Source organism: Chryseobacterium sp. JK1, from assembly GCF_050632815.1.
Classification (GTDB): domain Bacteria; phylum Bacteroidota; class Bacteroidia; order Flavobacteriales; family Weeksellaceae; genus Chryseobacterium.
The window spans coordinates 503,512-528,745 of sequence record NZ_JBODRU010000003.1 but is presented as its reverse complement, the minus strand read 5'-3'; the positions used below and the strand labels follow the sequence as shown (position 1 = coordinate 528,745).

The 25,234-nt window shown below is 35.1% G+C and carries 18 protein-coding genes; 6 read left to right on the top strand and 12 right to left on the bottom strand.

Translation table 11 applies throughout. The features are described from left to right. From ACQ76T_RS18955 to ACQ76T_RS18945, 3 genes are all read right to left on the bottom strand, one after another. Positions 1–1,575 (bottom strand): DUF6443 domain-containing protein (locus tag ACQ76T_RS18955; RefSeq protein WP_431344814.1); only part of this gene is annotated, 1,575 nt, incomplete at its 3' end. Positions 1,576–1,581: 6 nt separating this feature from the next. Further along, positions 1,582–4,554: a hypothetical protein gene (locus ACQ76T_RS18950; RefSeq protein ID WP_431344813.1), complete on the bottom strand. Its 2,973-nt coding sequence runs from the start codon at positions 4,552–4,554 to the stop codon at positions 1,582–1,584. Positions 4,555–4,559: 5 nt separating this feature from the next. After that, on the bottom strand, positions 4,560–6,155 hold the full coding sequence (locus ACQ76T_RS18945; protein ID WP_431344812.1) for a T9SS type A sorting domain-containing protein: 1,596 nt from the start codon (positions 6,153–6,155) through the stop codon (positions 4,560–4,562). A gap of 356 nt (positions 6,156–6,511) precedes the next feature. Here ACQ76T_RS18945 and ACQ76T_RS18940 point away from each other — a divergent pair, with 356 nt between their 5' ends. Together ACQ76T_RS18940 and ACQ76T_RS18935 are read left to right on the top strand one after the other, a co-directional pair. Continuing rightward, a complete protein-coding gene (locus ACQ76T_RS18940; protein ID WP_431344811.1) occupies positions 6,512–7,027 on the top strand; it encodes a DUF6702 family protein in 516 nt (171 codons plus the stop codon). Positions 7,028–7,254: 227 nt separating this feature from the next. Then, the gene (locus tag ACQ76T_RS18935; RefSeq protein WP_431344810.1) at positions 7,255–8,061 is read left to right on the top strand and encodes a hypothetical protein; all 807 of its coding nucleotides are present in this window, start codon (positions 7,255–7,257) and stop codon (positions 8,059–8,061) included. Between the two features lie 103 nt (positions 8,062–8,164). Here ACQ76T_RS18935 and ACQ76T_RS18930 read toward each other — a convergent pair whose 3' ends face one another. Then, the gene (locus ACQ76T_RS18930) at positions 8,165–8,752 is read right to left on the bottom strand and encodes an ACP phosphodiesterase (RefSeq protein WP_431344809.1); all 588 of its coding nucleotides are present in this window, start codon (positions 8,750–8,752) and stop codon (positions 8,165–8,167) included. A 140-nt stretch (positions 8,753–8,892) separates the two neighbouring features. Continuing rightward, entirely contained in the window at positions 8,893–10,242 is a 1,350-nt protein-coding gene (gene radA, locus ACQ76T_RS18925; RefSeq protein WP_431344808.1) for a DNA repair protein RadA, read from the bottom strand. A gap of 130 nt (positions 10,243–10,372) precedes the next feature. Here radA and ACQ76T_RS18920 point away from each other — a divergent pair, with 130 nt between their 5' ends. Beyond that, the gene (locus tag ACQ76T_RS18920; RefSeq protein ID WP_431344807.1) at positions 10,373–10,942 is read left to right on the top strand and encodes a YceI family protein; all 570 of its coding nucleotides are present in this window, start codon (positions 10,373–10,375) and stop codon (positions 10,940–10,942) included. A 94-nt stretch (positions 10,943–11,036) separates the two neighbouring features. On the opposite strand, the gene ACQ76T_RS18915 is transcribed toward ACQ76T_RS18920, so the two are convergent. From ACQ76T_RS18915 to ACQ76T_RS18890, 6 genes are all read right to left on the bottom strand, one after another. Beyond that, positions 11,037–12,737 carry a bifunctional alpha/beta hydrolase/class I SAM-dependent methyltransferase gene (locus tag ACQ76T_RS18915; protein WP_431344806.1) on the bottom strand — a complete coding sequence of 567 codons (1,701 nt, stop codon included), beginning with the start codon at positions 12,735–12,737 and terminating at the stop codon, positions 11,037–11,039. Next, complete coding sequence (locus ACQ76T_RS18910; protein WP_431344805.1) at positions 12,734–14,032, bottom strand: phosphatase PAP2 family protein; 1,299 nt, start codon at positions 14,030–14,032, stop codon at positions 12,734–12,736. Before ACQ76T_RS18910 ends, ACQ76T_RS18915 begins: the two co-directional genes overlap by 4 nt. Then, the gene (locus ACQ76T_RS18905) at positions 14,014–14,769 is read right to left on the bottom strand and encodes an SDR family NAD(P)-dependent oxidoreductase (protein WP_431344804.1); all 756 of its coding nucleotides are present in this window, start codon (positions 14,767–14,769) and stop codon (positions 14,014–14,016) included. The genes ACQ76T_RS18910 and ACQ76T_RS18905 overlap by 19 nt, the downstream gene beginning before the upstream one ends. Before the next feature lie 226 nt (positions 14,770–14,995). Next, positions 14,996–16,036 (bottom strand): patatin-like phospholipase family protein, encoded by a 1,041-nt coding sequence (locus tag ACQ76T_RS18900; protein ID WP_431344803.1) that lies wholly within the window; start codon positions 16,034–16,036, stop codon positions 14,996–14,998. 4 nt (positions 16,037–16,040) lie between these two features. Next, complete coding sequence (locus ACQ76T_RS18895) at positions 16,041–16,844, bottom strand: phosphatidate cytidylyltransferase (RefSeq protein ID WP_431344802.1); 804 nt, start codon at positions 16,842–16,844, stop codon at positions 16,041–16,043. Beyond that, complete coding sequence (locus ACQ76T_RS18890) at positions 16,834–17,436, bottom strand: CDP-alcohol phosphatidyltransferase family protein (RefSeq protein WP_431344801.1); 603 nt, start codon at positions 17,434–17,436, stop codon at positions 16,834–16,836. Before ACQ76T_RS18890 ends, ACQ76T_RS18895 begins: the two co-directional genes overlap by 11 nt. A 153-nt stretch (positions 17,437–17,589) precedes the next feature. Here ACQ76T_RS18890 and ACQ76T_RS18885 point away from each other — a divergent pair, with 153 nt between their 5' ends. Beyond that, positions 17,590–19,197 (top strand): CTP synthase, encoded by a 1,608-nt coding sequence (locus ACQ76T_RS18885; RefSeq protein WP_431344800.1) that lies wholly within the window; start codon positions 17,590–17,592, stop codon positions 19,195–19,197. Between the two features lie 178 nt (positions 19,198–19,375). Beyond that, the gene (gene yidC / locus ACQ76T_RS18880) at positions 19,376–21,175 is read left to right on the top strand and encodes a membrane protein insertase YidC (RefSeq protein ID WP_431344799.1); all 1,800 of its coding nucleotides are present in this window, start codon (positions 19,376–19,378) and stop codon (positions 21,173–21,175) included. A gap of 170 nt (positions 21,176–21,345) precedes the next feature. Here the strand turns inward: yidC and ACQ76T_RS18875 are convergent, their stop codons facing one another. Next, entirely contained in the window at positions 21,346–21,930 is a 585-nt protein-coding gene (locus ACQ76T_RS18875; RefSeq protein WP_431344798.1) for a ribonuclease HII, read from the bottom strand. Between the two features lie 300 nt (positions 21,931–22,230). Here ACQ76T_RS18875 and ACQ76T_RS18870 point away from each other — a divergent pair, with 300 nt between their 5' ends. Beyond that, positions 22,231–25,227: a SusC/RagA family TonB-linked outer membrane protein gene (locus ACQ76T_RS18870; protein ID WP_431344797.1), complete on the top strand. Its 2,997-nt coding sequence runs from the start codon at positions 22,231–22,233 to the stop codon at positions 25,225–25,227. Positions 25,228–25,234 lie beyond the last annotated feature (7 nt).

Here is a 25,234-nt window from a genome sequence, read left to right as displayed (position 1 = left end):
TTCATTGTAGCTGTTTTCGGCAAGAATCTGCTCGGGTTTATCATCTACCTGGTGTTTATGTACCAAGAGCCTGTTCTGATGATCATATTCAAAACGTTCTGTGATCGTGATTCCGGATTCATTAGCCATTCTTTTGTGAAGAGTAACCGTTTTCTTTACAACCCCGGCAAAATCAAGCTCAGATTCTGTGCGGGTATATCCACCCAGATGATTGATGGAATGACTCGCTATTGCCCGTGCCTTTTGATCATAATACGTATAATTCTTGGTCCAGCTATCATCTTCAACATTTTTCACCAAGCTCATTACAGGTAATCCTTTGGTACTTCTTCCATCAACTGAAGGGGTTTCAGTCAGTACAGATTCTCCCTGAATGCTTGTAGGAAATGTAGGATTAAAACTATACTCTGGATAGGTATCATAATAATTAACAGACAGTATGTTTTCAGGAATAAAATAGACCGCAGTATAATAAATGTTTATTCCATTTCTGAAGAATCCTGTAGAATGGCGTGCATCATAAATAACCAAATCCTTAATTTGATTCTGTATTGCATTTCTGGTTTCAGTTGAACTGAAGATTCCTGTATAAGCCACCCTTCCAAACTGATCATATTTGGTCATCAGCCATTTGCCCAATGCTCTCATATTCGCATCCTGGGTAAGCATTAATCTGTCAGTTTTATCATACACCATATATTCCCAGCCTTTACCCGGAAGCTTCTTTTCCACAAGTCTGCCTCTTCCGTCATAGCGGTACTGATAGCACAGATCATTAAGCAGATCATCAGTAACGGCCTTATGTACCGCATTGGGAGGAATCACAAAAGCCAGCTGATTGTATTCATTATACACATAATAGGTATCAACCTGAAGAGTAGGGCTCATGATCTTCCTTACCAGTACAATCTGTCCTTGACCGTTTTTAAATTCTACCGTTTCATTCCCATCCTCATCTTTCACACTGTTTTTATAGAGTTGGTTAGGAGGATAGGTCCCGTTGGATGATAAACCTAATGTACTTTTTGTTGCTCCCTCAGGCCATGTTGTGGTGGTAACATACTGATACACTTCATTGAAAACATTGGCGCTATAATCAAATTTAACAGGCTTAGCGGCCCAATCGGTCCCCACTTGAATTTGTTGCTGAATTTTGTCCAAAGGAGAATTTTCCAAGATCTTTTCTGAATAGATCTTTTCCTGTCCGTAAGGAGTACTGCTTAGATTCGCCTGAGGATTGGGAATAATCGCTCCGTTCAATGTGCTTCCCTGGGGAATAGGAAGATACTCTTTAACCTGTCTTCCAAACTGATCATATTCTACAGGGGTTACAACATCCCTACCTAGTGGAGAGGCTTTTACATTTACAACTTGCTTGGGCCTTCCCAACCCATCAAAATATTGAACGGTCTGGATTTGTTTGGCATTAGAATCACTCTGGATTTTAGGCTCAAGATAGGAACGGGTATAGATGTAGTTTTCTGCTGTGCTACTCAACCCTGAAGGAGTCTGAACCTGAGATTTTACAATACCCATTAGTAAGAGGGTATTGATTGTGATTATTATTCTTTTCATCGGTTGTTAGTTTTTATAGTTGTATTTCATCTCCTTTAGTATCTTTCCATCCATATCGATCACTTTTTCCAGTCGATTAGCAGAATCGTAGATATAGTTTTCTCTGATTCCAGATGGAGGGGTGATGCTTCGTACTCCAATCAAAGGATCGTAAGTATAGGTGGTAACTTCATAGGTAGGAAGGCTATTTCTAAAGGTATTGAAAGCATTCAATAAGTCTGTTTCATCATTATTAGTTCCCGCTGCTGCATCTGTATTAGAAGCTGCTGAAAGAGAAGACATAGATGACCATTGTATATCCGTAAATTTTGCTCCCTTAATTTTGGCAATGGGTTGAGTATAATTGTAACCCCATACAATTACTGTTGAAACTCCGTCTTTTGTGGTGTATTGTACTAAGTTTCCATTTATATCATAATGATCATAAGTAATTTCGGTGGAAACTACACTTGGGTTTTCCAAATTCGAAGATAATATAGCGCTGGGTAATATAGTGTAAGTATGTTCATATTTGGTTTCTTGTTTACTTAATAATTTGCCATTTTTCTTTTTCTCTACTTCAATAGGTATATTTAAAATATTAGCATTAATAAGCTTCTGAACACTTTTATCATTTGCGTTCCTGTAAAATTCTTCAATCGTATCTCCTCCTATTACGATTTTCTTGGAAGTTAGCCTGTTTCCATCATAGCCAAATATATTTTCTTCTTTTGTACTACCAGATGAAAAGAAATCTTCTTTTGTACTATTGCTAACATTATTAAAATAAATCAATAAATAATTTGATGCTGAATAGTCTTGGAAGTTACTATTCCCATAAAATGGTTTTGTGACCTTTAAAGAACTTTTAATTTGATAGTTATAAAAGTATTCTTCTTTTTTTATAGGAGAAGATTGACCTTCTTTATAATAATTTATTGAGAGTAGTTTACCTCGTCTACCATCAAAAGACTGTATATAAGAGCTTGGAAATTTCATGAATTTGAAGAAATTTTGATTTTGGACAGGAAAACTTTGATCAACATCCATCAGTTTATCCGGATAATCATTGAAATTTGAGTATTTTTTTTCAATATACCCTTTTCCAATAGTCTCTTCTATAATTCTAGAGTAACCAATTATAGCTCCTGTGTTAAAACCAATTCCTGAAGAAATTTCAGATCTTACTGATTCTTCTGGTGGAGTTATAAAATTAATCTGTCCTGAAGATGTATTGTCTGTATTGATATATTTATATTTGATTTCCTTACTTAAAGTGTTTGGAAAATCATAGAGTTTCATGAAGCTAATTCTTGTACTTCCCAAGATATATTTTTCTCCTTCATACATAAAATCATCATTTTCATATCCCAATTCTAAAAAACCTCCTGTAGGATATACTATTTTGTTTAACAATCCTAATTGAGATATAACAGAAGGTGTTCTGTCTATTTCATTTGAAATTTTATAAGCTGTTTTATTTCTTAATTGAAATGGGAAGACATTGTCCTTAGTTAGCTCAGGATAAAAATAAGTTTTGGTGTTAGGATAATAGCGAATATCATAAGGATGAAAATCAGTTTTTGAGAATGTAATATTGGAATTATTGTTGTTAAAATATCCTAAAAAGTCAACTTTTGAAGTGGTCCTTGAAGGAAATATATTGTTATCATAATAAAATAAATAGTCTCCTAAAGAAGAATCTGTTATTTTTGTCAGTTTGAGCCTTTTACATTCGTAATTCCCTGCTGAACAATTTCCTGAATCAAAATAGGAGTAATTAAAATTAGCCTGCTTAATAGTATTTCCAATTTTATTTTTTACCACAATACCGCTTAAAGCTTCACCTGCATAATCAAGCCTTGCGAAACTATAATTGAACTCAATAGTTTCTTGATCTGTAGTAATTTTTTTTAATCTTTGAGGGTATAATTTTGTAGTCAAGAAATTATTATAAGTTTTGATTATAAATCCACCATAAGGGGGTCTTGTTAAATTAAAATTTCCATAACCTGAAGAAAGATAACCGCCGAAATCTACAGAATTAAATAGAGTTACTAAAGAAGGATGTTCATAATTATTGGTATAAAGTTCATATTCAAAATTAATTTCTTTTCCCGAAAATGGGTCTTTTATTTTAGTAAGATGCCAAGTGTTAACTTGTCTAATGTTATGACTATTAAGTTCTAAAGGATATTGTGTTATACTCATTAAATCTGAATCTTTAAATGTATATATATACCCATTTTCGCCCGTAATTTCAAACCCATCCGGTCTATAGAAAACAGAAGCAGAACCGGAGTAGCCTAACCAATTACTTTCAAAACCGGAACAAACATTCTCTATTTTAAAATTTGGAGTATAATTAAGCTTAGCATTGGTATTAAAGAAGTTTGCTTTTAACTGAGTGTCATTAATTCTGGTAAAATAAAATTTATCATCAAGTCCGGGAGCATTGATATAGTGAAAATCGGGTGCAGCATCTGTTGTAGCATCATCACTTGCTCCTATTATATGGTGAATACAGAACCCTGAACCTGGGGTTGTAGTATTATCTAAAGCAGTTGGATAATCTGTAGATAAGTAGCCTTTCGACTGACGCTGCCATGTAAGTGATAGGTCGTCTGTCCCATAATAAGTATAAGATTCCAGAAGATCATTCATATCATTAATCTTAGTCGTCAGGCTTCCTCCAGCGTTTAAAATCCACCCTAACCCTACTGAGGTTGCAATATCAGCAACTTTGTTTCCTTTTGTATTATAAGAAAGTCCAATAGGAATTTTAAGTTTTCCGAAATTGATATCGTAAATAGGGACCGATATGTTGGTCTTTCCTATAAAATCAAGTTCAGGAAAGTCACTATATCTCATAATACTGGCAATCTCTGGAGTTGCTATATTATGTAATTGTTGTCCCGAAATTTCCTCTGATTGAGAATGATATTTAGAAAAAGAAAAGAATGATAATAAAAGGATTATTTTAAGTTTATTTTTTCTCATTGTGTTTATTTTTTTATCAGTTTAGCATTCGCTGTTTTATTAGTATCCGTTTTTATGGTCACCAGATAAGCGCCCTGTACCAATGCCTGGGTATTGATCTTAGTGACTGTATTCTTTGTTTTTATATTCTGAAGCTGTCTGCCTCCCATATCATACAGTACAATATCTGCTTCCTTGAAATCGAAGCCTATTTCTACATACGCATAGTCGGATACTGGGTTAGGATAAATCTTAATGTCTTGTTTCTCGATTAGCTTATCAACCTGCTTGTCTCCCAGCTTGACGATCTTCCAGTTTTCCTTTCCGAGCTCTTCCGCGCTCGTTCCAGCCAAAATGATAGAGCCATCTCTGTTCAGTTTTAAGTCAGATAACCTTTCTTCTCTCTTTCTGGATTCTCCGGTGATGTGTTTTCTCCACTGTTCATTGCCATTCTCATCCAGATACAGCATCCAGAAGGTTTCATCATCCTTTTCTATTCTTCCCTCAGCCTGCGTATAACCGCCTAACAAAATTCCTTTAGAAGATTTATCATCCGCTGCATGAAGTACACTCATGCTCATCAGAATATCTCTGTTTTTGAAATTATAGGATTTCTGCCACTGCTCATCACCTCTTTCATTCAAAGAAATCAGCCAGAGATCAGTTCCTTCTTCGATACCAACCGTTTTGTTTCCGGATCTTTCAGATCTTGATTCCCCTCCGATGATAAATCCATTAGACGTTAAAGCAAGGGTTCGGACGTGATCGTCTCCTTTTCCTCCAAAGTTCTTTTCCCATTCTACTTTTCCGTTTTTGTCTAATTTGACAATCCAGTAGTCGCCTTCTCCAAAGTTGCTACTGGCTTTTGGTATCTGGCTAATGGCTGTTGAACTAGTTGATCGTTGTTCGGATCCAGAAACACGAACTTCGGAGCTTCTTGAGTAAATTCCCAGTAGGGCTCCGCCATCTTTGGTGGGAATCATTTTCTCCACTTCATCAAGACCTTTTCCGCCTAAAATAAGTTGGGAAAGTTCTTTTCCGTCTTTATCAATTCTACTGATCCAAACATCTTTGGAACCATAGCCTTTGGTAGCATTCTGAACATTTCCGGCTACAAAAAATCCTAAATCTGTTGTTTGAATAACCGATCGGGCTTCTTCATCTGAAGAGGTTCCGAGTGTTTTCTGCCACAACTCATCTCCAAATTCATTGATTCTGATCAGCCAGATATCCGAACCGCCTTTAGAATCATCTTTTTTATCCAGTCCTTTTCCGGAATAGGAAGTTCCGGCTAATAGAAAACCACCATCCTGAGTGGTCACCGTAGCTGATAAATAGTCATGATTATTTCCTGAGAAGTATTTTTCCCAGACTTCCTGTCCCTGTTGATTCAATTTAATAAGATGGAAATCGTACCCATTGTTTTGCTTACTTCCTGAAGCTTGCTGCTTATCGCTTTGAATAGAGCTTCCTGTAATAAGGTACTGCTGATCAATTGTAGTGGTCACCTGGCTTAAGAAATCCTGCGTTGAGGATTTGATATCTTTCTGCCATATGACTTCCTGAGCAGAAATACCTAAGACCGTGCATAAGGTCAATGCACTGAGATAGAGTTTTTTCATTCTCGTATTTATATTTGAGTTAGTGATTAGCTTTTTTTGCTTTGCAAATTTAATGATTTAACGGCAAAAGCATGCCCGATCTGTATCATTTAATATCAATAGTGATTTTCTGTTAATTCATTTACTGTAAAATCAAAAGTTTAAGAATTGATATGCAATAATAACTCATCGTTACGACAAAACTTGTCGTATTATAAATTAAATTAATTCTTTGATCTGTTTACCATTACATTAAATGATAATACGAAAATTACTAAAAAAGTTGTTAAGTAGTAAATTTTCAAGCATTAATTTATAATAGAAAGCAGCAGTTATATAACTGTTGCTTTTTTTATATTTGTTCTAAAATTGAATGAATGTTGCGTAAATTTTTTTTTGGTTTTCTTTTGTTACTGACTTTGGTATTCCAGAGTTTTTCCAGTGCGGAAAACTTTCACCCTTATCATGTAGGGTCCGTAGAGATCAATTATAATTCAAAATCAAAAACCTTTGAAGTGACAGGAAGTTTTTTTCTGGATGATCTTGAGAATGGTTTGAGTAAAAAATATGGAAGTACCTTTCACTTTAATGATGAGAAATATAAAGCACGGCTTAACGATGCTTTACAGAAATACTGTTCAGAATATCTGAAGCTAAAAGCTGATAATAAATTTTTAAAGGTAAACTATATCGGGTATGAAGAAGATCAGGAATCTGTGAATGTTTTTTTGGAATCCGAATCCGTATCCAGCCCTAAAAAAGTAGAAGCAGCCGTAAGCTTTCTGTATAATTTATTCGATGATCAGATCAATATTGTGCATATGATTGTAAATGGCGAACGGAAAAGCGAAAAATTATCCTATCCTAACCGATACCTTTATAAACAGTTTTGAAAGTAATTATAATATGTCTTAACAAAATAAAGTGGGTTTATGTTTATGTTATTGAAATCGTTATTTTTTTTAAAAATTAATATTGTTTTAATTTTATGTTTGAAAAAAATAACTTATTTTTATATTGATTTTTGAAGTGTTGTGTATTTTTAATGTACCATTGCAGTGATTGTTAATACATTAAAATACATGATTCGTAAATAGTTTAAAACCAAATCCATTATAATATGAAACACTACTATTCTGTATTAGTGCTATTGATTTCATGCACTTACATGTATGCGCAAGTAGGTATATACACCTCTAACCCACAAGGAGTTTTCAATATCGATGCTGCAAAAGACAATCCCACCACAGGTATTCCTAATGCAACCCAACAGGCTAATGATATTGCGGTTACTACATCTGGAAACATGGGAATCGGGATTACCGCTCCTACCAACAAACTTCATGTGAACGGCACAGATCCTTTACGTTTACAAGGAACCACAGCGGGAAATACCACCACAGATCCCCTGATGGTATTGGATACTAATGGAGTTGTAAAAACGATAGGAACACTAGGAGCCTTATCAATTCCCAATCCTGCTGTTTTTAGATTAGAAACAGCACAAACAGACTTTCTAAACGGAGTAGGAGCCGGTGGCTCATCTGTAGTACCAATGTCTATTGTCAAAAACTCAATTCCTAATATGACGTACAATACAGGTACAAATACCATTACTTTTCCACCAGGAACATACCAAATGACAATGGTATATGAAGCAATTCATAGTAATACAGGATGTACTATAAGTTCTTATTTTGTGGATTTTCCTTTGAATACCAGTACAACAAGGATTCATAATACCGCAGCCCATTCAGAAGGATCTTTATCAAACCATGGAGGGACTATTACTTATGCTACCACTATTACAACAACCAGAACCTGGCCTATTCAGTTAGGAAGAGGACAATCTGGAAACTGTACCGGTACCGGAATGACTTTAGCCGCCAATTCTACTCAGCTTTTGGTTTTCAGAATCGGTGATTAACATCAATAATAGGATAGGTAAAAAGTTCCCCATTTACCTGGACTAGGGCAATATATTCTAATAACACAAGTAAAACATCAGTATATGCTGATGTTTTTTATTTTTATGACTGAAGCAGAGAATTGACTCCTTGTACATGAACCATCAGATCAGGAAAAAAATGAGTATAACATTCCTGAAGAAAATCTTTATTTTTTAAAAAAGCTTCAAAAACAGGAATATCTTTATCCAGGTACTTAGCCTTATTAAGCACATTTTGAATACTGAATTGAATGTTCCGGTCTTCACGATAATTATAAAGCCAGTCATCCTGTTCCATTTTAACAAGCATTTTTTTGAAATTTTCAGGAAGCCAATCTTTGTGGGCATTGAGTACGCTGTAAACATGCAGAGAATGTGCTTTCCATGCTTCAGGAGAGTGGAGAGAATGATCATTGGCTACAAAATAATCCATAGCAACATCTACAAATGCCCCAGCATAGAGTCTTACCAATGGAGAGAATGCCTTTTTTGCCTCATGAATAGCGGGATGCGAATCTGTAAAAGTATCTATTGCTCTATGCAGAGTTATTCCATCCTGAATTTCTTTTGGAAAAGAAAAACGGTCTCTGTTACGGATAAAGTCTTCGAGAAATTGTCCTACAATTTGCCCGTCGGTGAAAGATAAAAAAGAATGAGCCAGATAGTTCATAATTTAAAGATATGAATTAAATACCAATGTTGGATATTGGATACCATAATGAAAGGCCAATGATAAATTTTCTATGCTCGTGAATTTTACGCACATTCCAATTGATCATTGGCTTATATAGCAAAATTGGCTATTCAAAACTAAAAAAGTCTTTCATGAAAATCCTCGATCTTGCTCACTTCTTCAATTTTGATTCCAAATTTTCTTTTAGGAATTTTATTCAGATTGGAAACAAATATTTTTTCATATCCAAGCTTTTCTGCCTCAGTGATTCTCTGTTCAATTTGGGCAACAGGGCGAATTTCTCCGCTTAATCCTATCTCTCCGGCAAAACAATAATGTTCCGAGATGGCAATATCTTCATTGGATGAAAGTACAGAAGCAATAACAGCCAGATCCAGTGCCGGGTCATCCGTTTTTATCCCTCCGGTAATATTAAGGAAGACATCCTTCGCTCCTAACTGAAAACCTGCTCTTTTTTCTAATACAGCCAATAGCATATTTAGTCTCTTAGAATCAAAACCGGTGCAGCTTCTTTGAGGAGTACCATAAACAGCGGTACTTACCAAAGCCTGGATTTCCAGAAGCATAGGACGGTTTCCCTCTAAAGTAACCGCAACAGAGTTTCCGGAAAGCTCTTCAAATTTTTTAGTGATCAAAATTTCTGAAGGATTTTTAATTTCCTTTAAACCTTGGGAAATCATTTCGTATATACCAATTTCAGAAGTAGAACCGAAACGGTTTTTATTCGCTCTGAGCAACCTGAAAAGGTGATTTCTGTCGCCATCAAAATTCAGAACAACATCTACCATGTGTTCCAGAACTTTAGGACCGGCAATTTGCCCGTCTTTGGTAATATGACCTACCAGAAATACCGGAGTACTGTTTTCTTTGGCGTATTTTATAATTTCATTGGAACATTCTCTGATCTGAGAAACTGTGCCAGGTGAGCTTTCAATAAGCTGAGACTGAAGAGTCTGGATAGAATCGATAATAACGAAATCCGGTTCCAGTTTTTTAGCCTCATGAAGAATTTTCTCCAATGATGTTTCTGTATAAAGGAAGCAATTCGGATTTTGAATATCAGTCAGTCGGTCCGCTCTCATTTTAATCTGAGATGCACTTTCCTCTCCGGAAACATAAAAAACTTTTTTCTTCATTTTTAATGCAAGCTGCAGGAGAAGGGTAGATTTTCCAATACCGGGTTCTCCACCGATAAGAGTAACTGAGCCTAATACAATTCCGCCTCCCAATACACGGTTCAGTTCTTCAGAAGGTGTTTTTATTCTGGGTTCCTCACTCGTTTCCACTTCAACAATATTGATGACGTGTTGCTTGGATTTTGAAAAAGGAGGTGTTTTATGGGAAGGTTTTTCAACGACTTCTTCCACCAAAGTATTCCATTCTCCACAATTTTTACATTGCCCTAGCCATTGAGGGTATTGAGTTCCGCAGTTTTGACAGAAATATGCTGTTTTCAGTTTTGCCATACTGCGAAGTTATAAAAAAAGGAATTCTTATAAATGATACACTATTAAAAACTAACTGATGTGTATACTAGAAATATCTTTCATATCTTAGCTTTATTCAAATAAAATAGTAACGTAAAATAGAAATCCAATGAAAAAAGTATTTTTATCTTTTGTATTTGCACTTTTTAGTGTGGTAGCATTCGCTCAGGGAACCTGGGAAGTAGATCCGATGCATTCTTCCATTAATTTCAATATTAAACATATGGGAATCAATTTTGTGCAAGGGAGATTCGATAAGTTTTCGGGAAGAGTTACTAATAGCGCAGCCAATCTGGATAATTCCGATTTTAATTTTGAACTAAGCGTCCGCTCTATTAACACAGGAGTTGAGATGAGAGACAGACACCTTGTAAGTCCTGATTTTTTCGATGCTGAAAAGTTTCCGGCGATAGATTTTAAAAGTACTTCTATTACCAAGGACAAGAATAACAGCTATGTTTTAAAGGGAAAACTAACTATTAAAAATGTTGAAAAAGAAATCAGCGTACCTGTAACATTTGGAGGAATTACCAAAAATAAAGACGGAAAAGAAATAATGGGTATTCAGACCAAATTTACCATCAACCGCCTGGATTACGGAATTAAATACGATCCAACGGGTGCCGGTGTAGCAAAAGATGTTGAAATAACAGGCTATTTTGAACTAGTGAAACAATAATCTAAGAATATCAATAAAAAAGGGCTTTCAAAAAACTTGAAAGCCCTTTTTTATTGAGTGTGGATAAGCTGTTAAAAAATGGGGTATCAAAAAATTATTTATCAGCATTCACTTTTCCGGAAGAAACGGTAAAAATTCCAAAATCATCAATCAACATATGTTCTTTCTGTATGGTGTTGTGCGCCATTATTCTGTCCAGCTCTTTCTGGGAGCGTCTTCTCATGATCCAGTCTTTATTCTGGTGGTTATTCAGAACATAGGCAATCATTTTCAGTTGCGGATGCCACGGCTGCCCGGTATAAACAATAAAAGAATTTTTTTCTGAAACCGAAAGAATCCCCTGAATAGCCCTACTTGCCATTTCATTGTCCCCAAACAATTCCAAAATTCCGGATACAATGGTGATATTAGGTTCAAAGTTAAGTTTTTGATACGTGGCAGAATCAAAACAGTCGTAGTTGGTAAAGCGGATATTCTGAAACTTTTTTTCTTTGATTGCTTTTTCTCCAATCTCTATATTGGATTTTACAAATTCATTGATGACAATTTCAGCGTCAGGATGCTTTTCTTTAATATCAAATAAATAATTTCCGGTTCCGCCTGCAATATCCAGTATTTTTATTTTTCTTCCCTGTTGTTTCAGAGTTTGAATATGACGCTCCAAAAGTTGAAGAAGGTTTTGTTTTCTGATACGGATTCCTTTCCAGCCAATAGCATTAAGATAATTCTTATCCATCATTTTTCCGAAACCAAGTTTTCCTTTTGGTTCGTTTTGATATACATAATCCAACGAAGCTCCGGAATCAAAGCCATATCGTAAGCCTATTGCCATTCCGTTGCTTATTTTTCCGATTTTCCCCAAAGAGAATTTCTGCATTTTAAAATTCAGATTATTTCCTACATTGTTCTGAAGATCCTGGTATTCTTTTACCGAGAAACGATCAGGAGAAAGGCTAGGTTGTTTTGGGGTTTTATTGAAACATTGGTGAGCGAACTCAACAATTTTATCATATACTTTTTCCCTTCCGGAATCAAATAGAATTCCATGAAAGAAATTGGGTAATATTTCGTACTTCTTTAGATCCGTATCCAGCTTTTCATAAAAAAGTTTCTGTTCTTTATTGAAAACCACATGATCTTTTTCAGCAGCTAAAATTAAAGTAGGGGTGTCTACCGCTTCTGCATCTTCTACAAGACGTTTTCCGGCTTTGGCAAGATCAATCAGCAGTTCTGCATCTATTGATCTTGAAATAAGAGGATCGGTATCATAAGCTTTTTGCTGCTCAGGATCATGTGTCAGCATTTTGGCTTTTACATAGCTTTTGATGATCAGTCCTTTTTTAAGTTTGGTTCCTAAAGTGATCATTTCATTGGCCAGTGGAACGATGAGGTTGATTTTAAAAGCAGGCGCAAGCAATGCCATTCCTGCAATACCAGGTGCAAAATCATGAGCCCAGGCAGAAGCAACCACACCGCCAATACTGTTGGCCACCACAAAAATATCAGAGATCTTCACATCATACTGAGTGATAAGAAACTTGGAAAATGCATCAAGATCCCTTACATAATCCATGAAAACGGATGAGGTTTTAGTCTTTGTATGACCATGTCCCCGAAGATCAAACGCAAAAATACTATACTTTGAAAATTGAGGTGACTGTGCAATATCATGTAATCTTTCAGAATGCTCATGCCCACGGTGAATCATGATGATGGTTTTCTGATGAGGCTGATAATTCCATTCACGATAGAAAATCTCACTATTGTCAAAACTCTTAAAATGTCCGCTTTTCATATCTTAAAATTTTTTAGAAAATCCTGCAGATAAGATGGAGTGACCATATTCTTATTGATGGTTTTCATGGTGATTATTGTTTCTTCCAGAGATAAAGATAGAATATTTTTCATCACCAGAATGGCAATAACTGAACTTCTTGTGAATCCCATGGTACAGTGGATCAGGATTTTTCCATCTTTTGGAAGTGTTGTATAGTGTTTTGTGATGTCAGAAACCAGTTTTTGAGTTTCATGAATATCAAAAGTCCCTATGTCCAGAAAGGGGACGAAATGATAGCCGGGATTTTCTTTTAAAGCAGCAACTTCTTCCATTTCTGAAGACAAATCATAGATAGCAGAAGCAGTAAAGTTTTTCAAATCCTCAGAATCAGGTCTTGATGAAATATAAAGCCCATGGAAAACCTGTACAGGAACTTTATTTTTCCGAAAGAAAATCCAGGATATTCTATAGATTATAACGTAAGGGAAGTAGAATATTTTTTTGATCCATGAAATATTTCCTGCCCTGTTTTTCAGGAAGTAAATATTGTTTTTCTGATAATGAAATCCTACCAGAAAAATAATGAATGCCGGCCATAAGATGATCAATGCTAGAAAACCGATCAGTTGATTCATCAATAATGTCATCAAAATCAAAATCCATCCTGCAAAAAAATAGACGTTGGCTACATGAAAATTTCTATAAAGAATAGTATTTTTTCTAAAAGGAAAGATGATAAGACTTAAATGAGCAAGAATGCTTCCCATGACAATATCTATAATATGATGTTGATAAGTCGTTAAAGTAGAAATTCCCAAAAGGAGAAGCGCAATCATCAGAAATGCCCGAAATTTTTTCAACTCTCTGAATACCGACCAAAAGATAAAAGCATAAGCAATATGAAGTGAAGGCGCCTGATTAAAAGGTGAATCAAAGGTTTTTAAAAACTGAAAAGAATATTGTAAAAAAGGATTCTCAATTTCTGGTTTCGGCAATGAAAATCGTAAAGGAAATACTATAAAACAAAACCCGGCTGTGAGGGTGACAAAAAGTATTCTTCGGGTTAAGACAATAAGTTGTTCTTTCTCTTTACAAAGGAAAAATACAGTGCAGAAAAATAATCCGCTTGTCATATAAGGAATGATGGCCCATGGGATAAACGGGATATATTTTTCAAAAACAAAGACCAGTGATGGAACTGTTGTAAGGGTAGAAGTATACCAGGCAGCAAAGTTATAAACCATCATAAATATAATGGAGCAGAGAAGCAGAGCAAAGAACTTCTGTAGTATTGTTAATCTTTTTTCATCCATTTAGCTTTTCTGAACATAATCATATTTAACAGTGAAGAAGGAAGAAGGGACAGTGATTTCATCATCCACTTCATTTTAACAGGAAAAATAATAAGTTTTTCTCTTTTTTCAATAGCTTCGGTAATGGTGGCAGTTGCTGTTTCTATATCGGTAAGAAAAGGTTTTTTGCTTAAGTCATTTTGATTGAGCTGTCTCAGCTTCTCAGTATCTACATAACCCGGGGCAATGGTGGTCACAGAAATTCCAAAAGGTTTCAATGCTCTTCGGTAAGCATCAGCAATTTGTATGACAGAACGTTTTGTTTTGGTGTAAAGACTGGAATTTTCATATTCTAAAATTCCGGAAACGGAAGCAATCACGGCTATTTTTCCCTTTTGTTGACTTTTCATTACCTTTCTGGCAGCCTCGAAGCAGTTAGCTGTGCCTAAAATATTGGTTTGGAGCATTTCTTCAGCTTCTTCATAAGAGATTTCTCCAGCTACATCTTCGGCATAACTACCCGTGCAATTGATGAATAGGTCAAGTGTTTTTTTATCTCTAAGAAACGTCTGTAATGCAGATGAAATTGAGTTCATATCACTCACATCTGCTTGAAAAATTTCAAGATTTTTTAAATTATTGTGAGGAGCTTTATTAGAATGTCTTCCACAGATTCCGACATGATCTCCTTTCGAAAGATAATGTATGGCCAGAGAATAGCCAATACCTGAGGTTCCGCCCGCAATAAAAACGTTCATACGTGTTTCGTGATTTTCAATTGTATGTAAAAATAGATTTTAAAACTGAAAACAGGGTAAATGTTTTTAATGAACAGTTTATTTTTTTTGAAACATTAATTCAATACGAATGGGCTTTAGCTGAAATTTAAAAAATTAGGTCTTAAAACCACCCCGTCAAAAATTCTTTGAATTTTTGCCACCCCTCCAAAGGAGGGGAATTTTCACTCCTTCTGTTGAAGTATTGTTATCCGTTTTTTATACTTTTTATTGTCTGATTAAATCCGTACTGCCATTGCATCTCCATATCTTCTCTAAATTGTGGATAAGTTTTTGGGATGGAAAAATCGAGCTCAAGTTTTTTCCAGTTGATGCTTTTTTCCAGATAATGTCCTTTCAGGTCAACTTTTATACCTGTTGTATCAATTTGAAGATCAGAAATCAATTTCTCTGTTTCTAATAACCTCTCATTAGCGCTGAAACCAAAAACAGCACGAATAAGCGATTCCTCGATGGTTGTATAAATCTGTTTTTTTTCTGTAATCACTTCCTTTGCTATGTTTTTTGCCAATTCCATAGGAACCAGATCGATGACTCCACCCATGAAATACTGATGCTGAATATAAGCAGGCTGCACATAAAACATATCAGAGATGGAAGCCCTGGTACTTTCGAGCATAGAAAAATCGGACCGTATTTTGGATGCTTTTTCCACAGCACTATCTTTAAAACAATCAGAATCTGATGCTAGTTGTTCAGGTTTTAATCTCAGAGCTGTTTCAGGATCGGTAAAGATGACTTTTCTGAATAGTTTTTTATCCTTTCTTGCCTGCCCTGTTTCGTTTGGATCAAATAAAAGTTCAGAACCTATGATAAGGGTCGGAATTTCTTTCGAAAATTGAACATTTTGTAAAGAGGGAAAACATTCTGCAAGATTTTGGGGCATTTCAACAATATACCGGTTGAAAATATCTTCAATGTAAGGAGCTTTTTGGGTGGCAAATACTTTTCTTAATGAGAAAACACCTATTTCGGAAAGTTTTCTATGCCTTGTTAAAGTAGTTTGAGTAACAAATTGGTAATATTCTTCTGACTTTAAATATTCTTTCCTTGAAAAATGATCGGAAAATGCATTGATTACTGTTGCTGCAAACGATCCACCGCAGGAAGCAATGAGAAGATCCGGTTTTAAATCCAATTTTTCCAATGCCGCTAAAATACCTAAATAGATCATCAGCCTTGTTCCTCCTCCTGAGAAAATTACCGCTCTTTTAAATTTTTCATTCATGAGTTTAGCTTTTGATCAGAAGTGAAAGGGTCCAGAAAAATAAAGGTGCATTGAAGATAAGGCTGTCCATTCTATCCAGGAGTCCACCGTGGCCGGGAAGAAGATCACCGGTATCTTTTACATTTGTTTTTCTCTTTATATAAGACATGAAAAGATCTCCAAAGAAACCGGAAGTACCAAGAGCTATTCCTAAAATACTGTTGGTCAATATATCGGTTTTGAGGAGAAAGAAACCTAAAATATTGCTTACAATAACGGTAAGAAAAACACCACCGATAAAACCTTCCAGCGTCTTATTGGGACTTATCTGAGGAACGATTTTACGTTTTCCGAAGAATTTTCCCATCAAATACTGAAAAACGTCGTTCAGTTCTGTTACTACGACAAGAAAAATAATCGCATTCAGACCATTGGGAGTATTTCTTATCCAGAATAAATTTGGAAAAGAAAATAAGCAGATACATAGCCCGATAAGAGTACCATATATCTGTTTAGCGTTAAGCTTTAATAATAACAAATAGATGAGAACTGCAATGCCTATAATAGTGCTGTACAACAAGTACTCTTCAATATTGAGATAAAATATCAGATAAAACTGTGAGATTCCAATGAAAATAGATGAAATAACAGGATCAAAAGGTGTTTTAAACATTTTTGAAAATTCAAAGAATGACTGTAATCCGATCCATGAAACAAAAAGTGCCATAGCAAACGGATATGAAATTCCTGCAGCAAAAACAATAATAATGTAGATCCATGTTTTTACTCTTAAAGGAACATCTGCAAATTTATTTTCTTCAGTCTTCATGCAAAGATTTCTTAAGGCGTGTGTAAGTACTGACCAGCAAAAGAAAGATGAGAATTCCAAAAATGTAATGGGAAATTCCTGTAATACTGACTCCGAAAAATATCAATAAACCATATAATCCTACTATCAAGGCCCGGTCACTTTTACCCATCGGTCCATCGTAGCGGCGCTCTTTTCCTACCACTTTTCCTATCAACCCTGAAAATTCGTTGATAATGCTCATAAGGATGAAAATAATAATAAAGTATAGACTTTCCGGTTGAAATTTAAGAAGAGGGAAAAATATAATCACATCGGAAACAATATCACCTACTTCATTCAAAACTTCTCCCAGTTTGCTGGTTTGGTTAAACTTCCTGGCCATCATTCCATCTAAAGCATTCAGTGCCATTCTAATAAGAAGTCCTATTGGAAGGCTTAAAAAGAACCACTTTGAAATATCCGCATTCCAGAATAATAGGCCAATTCCAGCAGATAAGAGAATCGAACTTATGGTAATCTGGTTAGCTGAGATCTTATTCTTGTGTAAAAATAATAACACAGGGGTAAGAAGCTGCTGGAATTTGGGTTTTAGTTTATATACAGAAATCATAGTGGTTATCGCTTTGTTTCATTTGTTTAGATCAAATATAGATAAATTTTTTTATCAGGTTTTAAGACTGTTTGAGGGATGTTTTGGCATTTTCAAAATCTAAAAGATTGCTTTGTATTTCTTTTTCCCATAACTTTGCACAAACCTAATCTAATGAGTAAAAAGAATACAAAGTACATCTTTGTGACAGGAGGTGTAACTTCATCTTTGGGAAAAGGAATCGTGTCTGCTTCTCTGGGACTATTGTTAAAATCACGTGGTTTTAACGTTACGATCCAAAAACTTGATCCATATATCAATATTGACCCGGGAACATTGAATCCTTATGAGCACGGAGAGTGTTATGTGACTGAAGATGGTGCGGAGACGGATCTGGATTTAGGCCACTATGAGCGTTATCTTGATGCTCCTACATCCCAAAACAACAACGTTACTACAGGGAAAATCTACCAAACTGTCATTGAAAAAGAAAGAAAAGGAGACTTCCTTGGAAAAACAGTTCAGGTGATTCCTCATATTACGAACGAAATCAAACGTAGAATTAAAATCCTTTCAAAACAGAACTACGATATCATTATTACAGAGATCGGAGGAACGGTAGGAGATATCGAATCTTTACCTTACATTGAAACAGTTCGCCAGTTGAAGTGGGAGCTGGGAGAAAGCAATTCTATGGTGATTCACTTAACTCTGCTGCCTTATCTGGCTTCAAGTGGAGAATTAAAAACAAAACCATCTCAGCACTCTGTTCGTCAGTTAATGGAAAGCGGAATCATGGCAGATGTTTTAGTATGCAGAACAGAACACAAAATTCCTAAAGATCAGAGAGCAAAACTGGCTCAGTTCTGTAATGTTCCTTTGGATAATGTGATCGAATGTAAAGATCTTGAAACCATTTATGAAGTTCCAATGTATCTTCAGAAGCAAAACTTCGATGATGTAGTATTGAAAGAACTGGATCTGAAAAGTGATAAAATAGCTGACCTTAAAGACTGGAAAAGTTTCCTTAAAAAATTCCAGAATCCTAAGAAAACCGTTGAAATCGCATTGGTAGGAAAATATGTTTCTCTACAGGATTCTTATATTTCTATTGCTGAAGCATTCAAACATGCAGGAGCTGACCTTGAAACTGAAGTAAAAGTAAGATGGGTATACAGTGGTGATATTACAGAAGAGAATATTAAAGATACTTTGAAAGGAGTGAATGGTATTCTTGTAGCACCAGGTTTCGGAGACAGAGGGATTGAAGGAAAAGTGCTTACGGCAAAATATGCAAGAGAAAACAAAATTCCTATGTTGGGAATCTGTTTAGGAATGCAGATCATGACTGTTGAATTTGCAAGAAATGTTCTTGGACATACCAAAGCCAATTCAATGGAATTTGATACCGCTACTCCAGACCCTGTAATTTCTTTAATGGAAGAACAGAAAAATGTAGTAGATAAAGGAGGTACAATGCGTCTTGGAGCTTGGAAATGTTCATTAAAGAATGGTTCTAAGTTATCAGAAATTTATGGAAGCAAAAATATTTCAGAAAGACATCGTCACCGTTATGAATTCAACAGTGAGTATCTTCAGGAATTTGAAAAATATGGTTTCCTTGCAACAGGTACCAACCCTGAAACCGGATTGGTAGAAGCTCTTGAACTTCCTGATCACCCATTCTATGTTGGGGTTCAGTATCACCCAGAATATAAGAGTACAGTTGCTACACCGCATCCTTTATTCAGAGCTTTCATTAAGGCTTGCGAAAAGAAATAAGGTAAAATTTTATCATAAACGTCTACAAATAAACTCAGGCTGATTATTCTCAGCTTGAGTTTGTTATATAGTAACAGGGTAAAGCATAGAGTTTTGATAAAAAAACAGTATTTTTGTCAGCTCAAATTACGTACATCAGTACGTACATTTTAAATTTAAAATTTTAATATAAAATAAAATGCAACAAAACAACGGAATCGATAAGAAGCAAATGATTAGTTTCGCGGTTTTATGCCTGGTTCTCTTTGGGTTTATGTTCTATTTCCAGAACAAACAAACAAAAGAAGCAGAGTTGAAAGCTCAGCAGCAGAAAACGGAACAGGCAAAAAATGCTGTAAAACCAACTCAGGCCACCAATATCAATCCAAGTGTAACTCCTAATGCAATTCAAACGGCAAGTCTTGGAAACAATGAACTGAAACTTGAATTTTCAAGTCTTGGAGGGCAGGTTTCTAAAGTGGAACTTTTAAAGTATAAAGCCTATGATCACAAAACAGATCATGCTGACCAACCCCTTTATCTGATTAACAAAAACAACTCAAACTACGGTTTTCAGTTTAAGGATAAAACAGGGAAAATTATCAATACTAAAGATTTAGTTTTCTCTCCAACGGTTAATGGAAATGCTGTTACATTGACAGCTGACTATAATGGAGCTGTCATTCAGTTTATCTATACGTTACTTCCGAAATATACTCTTGATTTCAAAGTGAGAACTCAGGGGCTTTCTAAAATTACTTCAGACAACAAAGCAGACTTCATCTGGGATTATAATGTAAGAAACCTTGAAAAAGGGAGAGCTCAGGAACAGTCTCACTCAGAATTCTCTTATGCTTTCAATAATTATAAAGATTATGATTATGACGGAAGAACTACCATGGAGGAAGAAAAGGAAACCCTTAACTGGATTGGAGTAAAGCAACAGTTTTTCTCTTCAGTGATTGAAGCTAAAAACGGATTTACACAAAGTAAAGGAAACCAGGAAAACGTTGAAGAAGGAGAGTATCTAAAGAAATTCAACTACGAAGGCTTCGTTCAAATGACAGGAAGCGAGCTGAATCAGGATTTCACCTGGTATTTTATGCCATTGGATTTACCTTTATTAAAATCTTATGATAAGAATTTTGATGAAATTCTGCCATTAGGGTGGTCATTCATTGGAGCGATGAACCGTTATTTCTTTATGTGGTTGTATGGTATCATTGCAAGTTGGGGCTTATCTGCAGGTTGGGTGATTTTTGTAATGACAATCATTGTAAAGCTGATCTTATCACCAATTATGTATAAGCAGCATAAATTGAGTGCTATGATGAAGGTGATTCGTCCGGAAATTGATGAGGTAAATGCTAAGTTTAAGGATGCTGATCCAATGAAAAAGCAACAGGCAACGATGGAGGTTTACAGGAAAGCAGGCGTAAATCAAATGGCGGGATGTTTACCGGCATTGGTTCAGATTCCGATTTTCTACGCGCTATTCCGTTTCTTCCCGAACTTTATTGATTTGAGAGGACAAGGATTCTGGTTTGCAAAAGATTTAACAGCTTATGATGATTTGATTAAATTACCATTCAAAGTTCCTTTCTTGGGGGATCACTTGAGTATTTTTGCATTAGCTTGTACTGTAGTTATCTTGATTTATACTGTAATGACGTCTGGAAATATGCAACAGCCACAGCAGGAAGGAATGCCGAATATGAAAGTATTAATGTATATTTTCCCGGTTACATTCCTATTCTTCCTGAATACTTCTGCATCTGGTCTTTCATGGTATTATTTCGTATCGAATGCGATTAATATTCTGATTATCCTTGTGATTAAATACGTGATTTTGGATGAGAAGAAAATTCATGCTCAGATTCAGTCTAACAAGGAAAAGCCGAAAACAGAAGGTAAGTTCCAGAAAAAGATGAGAGAAATGATGGAGAGTGCTCAACAACAGCAGCAAGCTCAAGAACAACAAAGAAATAAAAAGAAGTAGATGATACTTTAATTATTACCATAAAAAAAGAAGCAATGATTCATTGCTTCTTTTTTTTATTTATATGTCTAGTCCTGAAATAACGATACACAAAAAGCAATCGTTATGGAAGAATAATTAAAATGTGTGTATATTAAACGTATGCAGAAAGATGAACGGGAGTGTTTCTTTTAGTCATATTTAAGTCTGAAAGATTGCCTGTGGTGCTTTGTCGGACCATGCTTTATAAGAGCTTCCTGATGCTTTTTTGTAGCATAACCAAAGTTGGTATCCCAGCCGTATTCAGGATGTTCTTCATGAAGTTCAATCATCAGTTTATCACGATAGTTTTTAGCAAGAATAGAAGCGGCGGCAATAGATAATACCTTCGAATCTCCCTTAATAATACATTGATGAGGAATATAATTATAAGGATGGAATTTGTTGCCGTCTACCAGAATAAGTTCCGGGATTATGGTTAAATTATCCAATGCACGATGCATAGCATGGATGCTGGCATTCAATATATTGTGTTCATCAATAAACGAAGGAGGAAGTTCTGCAATAGCATAGTTTTTAACATTGTCTTTGATGTAACTGTCAAGCTCCATTCGCGTTTTGAATGTCAGTTTTTTTGAATCATTAATGAGATTCTGTTTAAAATCATCATCCAAAATTACGGCAGCAGCAACAACCGGTCCGCTCAGACATCCTCTTCCTACTTCATCACATCCTGCTTCGATATAAAGATTTGACCAGTTTTTTATTAAATCCATTACGTTGTTTTATTTGCTATACAAAAATATGGAATTTTCCAATAATAGTGATTTTTAGGTATTTAATCCATTACGAAATATGTTGTAAACAGCTTTTTTGTATGTTTTTTTTATGTTAATAATTGTGAATTATATTGCTTCTTGTAAAAATCGTTTAACTTGGTTTTTATCATTTAATGGGTGTTTTTTTGTTGTTTGTTTAATATATTTAATTGTATTTATGAAAAATTAACATTTTTACTTGTGGATTTTATGAAAGTTTCACATATTTGTGACCAATAAAAAATAATCATTTTAAACATGAAGAAATTAACTACGAGTGTTATAGCTATAGTTCTGACTTCGTCCTTTGTAGTCGTGAATGCGCAAAATACACAAAGTGATACAGTAAAGACTCAGAATATACGTGAGATTGTAGTAACAGGAGCTCTTGGAATTAAGAAAAGACAAGATGCTGTTGTTACAAGTAACAAAGTTGTTGGAACTGCTGAGCTAAATCAGGCTGCGAGTCCAAACTTATCACAAGCTTTGGTGAGTAAAGTTTCAGGTTTGCAGATTAATACAACAACTAGTGGTGTTAACCCAAGTACTAAGATTCTTTTAAGAGGATTTAGATCTATCACTGGGGATACTAACCCTTTAGTAGTTATAGATGGAGTTGTATCTACCCTTACAGTTTTCAATCAACTTCCTCCAGATGTTGTGGAAAATGTTAACGTAATTAAAGGGCAGCAGGGATCTGCTTTGTATGGATCTCAGGGGAGTAATGGTGTAATTGTAGTTACAACCAAAAGAGGGTCAAAATCAGAAAAGGTTGTAGTAAACCTTAGTTCTTCTATTGAATTTACCAGTGCATATAAATTACCAATCAGACAAAAGCTGTATGGTCAAGGTTATCCAGGCGAGTCAGATTATTCTGATGTAGACTATAATGGTACGAATTGGGTTCCTTGGGAAAATACAGCATGGGGACCAGCGTATTCAGATCCAAGTATCGGAGGACAATTAGTTGAAGTGGGTTTACCTCAGGCTAATGGACAGTTTCTTAAAACAAGATATTCTGCTAAAGATAGAGGAAATAATCTTAGTACGTTTTTTAATACTGGGATTATGTATAAAAATGGATTTAATGTAAGTATGGGGGGGCAAGACTCCTACACATTTTTGTCATATGACAGGTTAGAAAATGAATTTATTATACCTGGTGATAAATTAAAAAGAAATACACTTTTCTTCAAAGGTGGAAAAAAGATTGGGAAGTTTAGAATGGATGGTACTTTAAATGTTATTGACCAATCTATACAACAGACCAATGCTAATTTATATGCTCAAATGTTGCAAACTCCTACTAATATTGATGTTAGGGATTTTAAAAATTCAGGATTTGCAGGGAATTATTCTCCATTTGTTTACAATCCGTATACATTCAGAGATAATTCAAGAGGAGCAAGTGCTCTTACGTCTGCAACAGGTATTATATCTTTGGGGTATGAATTCAATAAAAATATAAGTTTGACGTATAACGGTACGTTGTATATGATGGGGCAGGAGATTGAAAATCACGTTGATGGATTTGATGCATCTGGTGTGAGATACACAATTCCGGGTACTGATATAGACGATTTTCCATTGACATCTTTTGGGTTTAGAAGTTTGACGTCTTCCTATAACAAGACCGTTTCAAGAACGAGAAACTATTATGGAGATTTAATGTTGAATTTTAAATATGATTTGACAGATAATTTAAACATTGTTGCTAATATTGGTAATAACATTACCGATAACTATATAACAACTTCGAATGTTGGAGGAACCAATTTGAAAATCCCGGGATGGTATAATGTTCAGAATGTTCAGAATAATACGCCATGGTATGCATTGGATAATACGATTACAAGAACAAGACAAGTAGCTTTATTTGCTAATATTGATTTAGCATACAAAGATTATTTGTTCTTAAACTTAACAGGAAGAGGAGAGGAAACTTCTCGTCTTAGTGTAAGACCTACTTATACTGTTGATTTAAAGAATAAGATATATCCTTACTATTCTGCTGGAGCTTCATTCATCCCTACAAAGGCATTTGCATCTTTAACTAATAATAATATATTAAACTACTTAAAAGTTAGTGGAAGTTATACCGTTACAGGTAATGCTGTAGTAGGGGCCTACGCATTAGATGAGATTGGAGTTTTCCCAACAGGGTATCCTATGACCAACTCTTCTTATCTGTTGAATAGAAATCCTACGGATCAATTCATTAGACCTGAAGCTAATAAAACATTAGAAGGAAATATTAGTTTAGGACTTTTCAAAGACAGAATTACTATTGAAGCATCTGCTTTCCAAACAAAAACGAATGACTTGATTACTGGAAGTACCGTGTCAACAGCAACGGGTATTTCTTCATTAACAAGTAATGTGGGTAAGATTAAAAATACAGGTTTTGAAATTGATTTAGGGCTGACTCCTTTTAAATCGAAAGACTTTGAATGGAATTTAAAAGGTTCATATTCTAAGTATAAATCTTTGGTTGAAGATTTAGGTGAGGGAGTAAACGAAGTGAGTTTAGCTTCTGATGCTTATAGTATTCCTGCAGGTATATTTGCGGTTAAAGGTGAACAAATGCCTGTTATCAAAGGGGTAAGATATGAAAGAGATAATAATGGAAATATTATCGTAGACGAAAATGGTTTACCTATTACCAATTCTAAATATGAGATATTAGGAAAAGTAACTCCTGACTACATTATCGGATTTTCAACGAATATTAGATATAAGAATTTAACACTTTCGGTTACTGGAGATTATAGAACTGGAAATAGCTTTATTTCAGATACTAAAAGTTTATTAGGTTTTGCCGGAGCCTTGGAGAAATCAGCTGATCAGGAAAGAAGGCATGGATATGTTATTCCTAATTCTGTTCAATTGGTAAATGGTCAATATGTTCCAAACACAACACCTGTATTGGGAGATGGTAGTTATCAGGGAGTAGCTGATTATTTCTCAGGTAGTTATCAGACTGCAGTGGGAGAAGAGTTTGTTGTTGATGGTACAGCTTTAAAAATCAGGGAAATTGCATTATCGTATCAGATACCTAAATCTGTACTAGCAAGTACATTTGTAAGATCATTATCTGTAGGAGTGTATGCTAGAAATGCTTTTGTATGGTATGCTAAGTCCAACAGAAATTTCGCAGATCCTGAAACTTCTTCTGTGGGTGTTGGAGGTATTGCTGCTACAAGCCAGTATCCTACAACCAGAATTTTTGGGTTTAGCTTAAATGCTTCCTTCTAAATTATTT